This window comes from Nostoc sp. NZL, from assembly GCF_015714705.1.
GTDB classification, from domain to species: Bacteria; Cyanobacteriota; Cyanobacteriia; order Cyanobacteriales; family Nostocaceae; genus Nostoc; species Nostoc foliaceum_A.
The window spans coordinates 1-1,768 of the sequence record NZ_WBKL01000037.1 but is presented as its reverse complement, the minus strand read 5'-3'; the positions used below and the strand labels follow the sequence as shown (position 1 = coordinate 1,768).

Genomic DNA, 1,768 nt, shown 5'->3' with positions numbered 1-1,768 from the left:
TGAACGTTGAGCCTTTTAGCCTGAACGTTGAGCCTTTTAGCCTGAACGTTGAGCCTTTTAGCCTGAACGTTGAGCCTTTTAGCTTGAACGTTGAGCCTTTTAGCTTGAACGTTGAGCCTTTTAGCCTGAACGTCGAGCCTTTTAGCTTGAACGTTGAGCCTTTTAGCTTGAACGTTGAGCCTTTTAGCTTGAACGTTGAGCCTTTTAGCTTGAACGTTGAGCCTTTTAGCCTGAACGTCGAGCCTTTTAGCTTGAACGTTGAGCCTTTTAGCTTGAACGTTGAGCCTTTTAGCTTGAACGTTGAGCCTTTTAGCTTGAACGTTGAGCCTTTTAGCTTGAAAGTTGAGCCTTTTAGCTTGAACGTTGAGCCTCTGAACTCGGAAATTGAGCCTTTAACCAATGACAAATGACAAATTAAGTAATATTCATGGCTTGCAACACAGGGAAAGAGCTTTTTAGAGGATAATAAACAACGCTAAGAGTGTCGGGAATCACTTGCAAATACTTTGGTGAAGTGTCCAAGATATGAACCAGCATATTTTCGATGACGGAGGGAGAAGCAACTACTAATCCAGTTGTGGGACGGGTTAAATCTATGTCATTTGATGGCACTACGGCGCGTTTAGATAAGAGGTTTTGCTGCCAGATGGCGAGAAAATCTTGCCGCAGTACTTGAAGTTGCACGGTTTTTGGATGATATTTAAGCAGTTGCTCGGCGTTTTGTTGGGAACTATCCAAATCACTGCTGAGACTAAAATCTATTGGTATTGTCTGAAAGCGTTCAGCTAGCTGATGAATTAAATGTGGCGCTGTGCCTGTGGCTGGTACTACAAGTAGACGCAGACCTTGTTTACCGTTCTTTAGCTTGGGGATGATTTCACTTAAATGGGTGGTAATATTCATTGCCTCCAGTCGCCCTTGCTGTTCACCGGGTGTAGGAAAATTCAGAATGCTGATGCCACAGTTTGATTGCTGGAGGACATGATATTTTTCACATTTCATGGCGATCGCAGTACTGATTAATGCGCGAATTGTGCCACTGTGGCTGACAATTAGAATAGTCTTGCCAACATGACGCGGCAGAATTTCCTGCCAGAATTGATGGGCGCGATCGTACAAATCTAGTACGGGATAGCATTGTACACATGTTGCAACCGCTACACCTGTTGTTTTTAAATGCTTTTCTGGCTGCGGTTCTGCCATCTGAAACTCATGTGGTCGCTCCTTCCAGCAGCGATAATCTGCCGCAAAGTTTTCTTGTACGTATTTGTATGTCAGTCCCTGCCATGTGGGCATATCGATTTCTTTGAGATAGGAAGATGTAAATATTCTCTTCTGCTCCTCTACTTCCATCCCTTCTAGAATTTCAAATGTAGTTTCCTTGACTCGTCGGAGAGGACTTATATAAATTGCATCTAATTCTATTCCTTTGAGAGCAACCCCAGTTTGGTAAGCATCGCTGCGCCCCTTCTCAGTTAACACTGAATCATCGCAACTTCCTTGATAGCGCTTTTGGGCATTGTAGGTACTCTGACCATGACGCACTAAAATTACACGGGTTGAGTCAATTTTGGATTGGGGATTTTTCTTGTCTTCCTCATTTCCTACTCCCTTCTCGTGAAAAAGCAGGGGAGCAGGGAGCAGGGAGCAGGGGGAAAAACCACCTACAAGGGGTGTTGCTCTCAAACAAGAAAGACAAGGAGCAGAGGGGCTTTTGCCCACAATTCGGCTTGGTTTGCACCTTTTCCCCTGCCCCCTGTCCCCTGCC

At 44.8% G+C, this 1,768-nt stretch carries 1 protein-coding gene and 1 pseudogene; one reads left to right on the top strand and one right to left on the bottom strand.

The window, feature by feature from the left end; translation table 11 throughout:
• A pseudogene (locus F8R90_RS32660) lies at positions 1 to 410 on the top strand (hypothetical protein); the annotation flags it as partial.
• A 4-nt stretch (positions 411 to 414) separates the two neighbouring features.
• Here F8R90_RS32660 and F8R90_RS05245 read toward each other — a convergent pair.
• Positions 415 to 1,545, bottom strand: coding sequence for a histidine phosphatase family protein (locus F8R90_RS05245; RefSeq protein WP_442946739.1), 1,131 nt, complete (start codon positions 1,543 to 1,545; stop codon positions 415 to 417).
• Positions 1,546 to 1,768 lie beyond the last annotated feature (223 nt).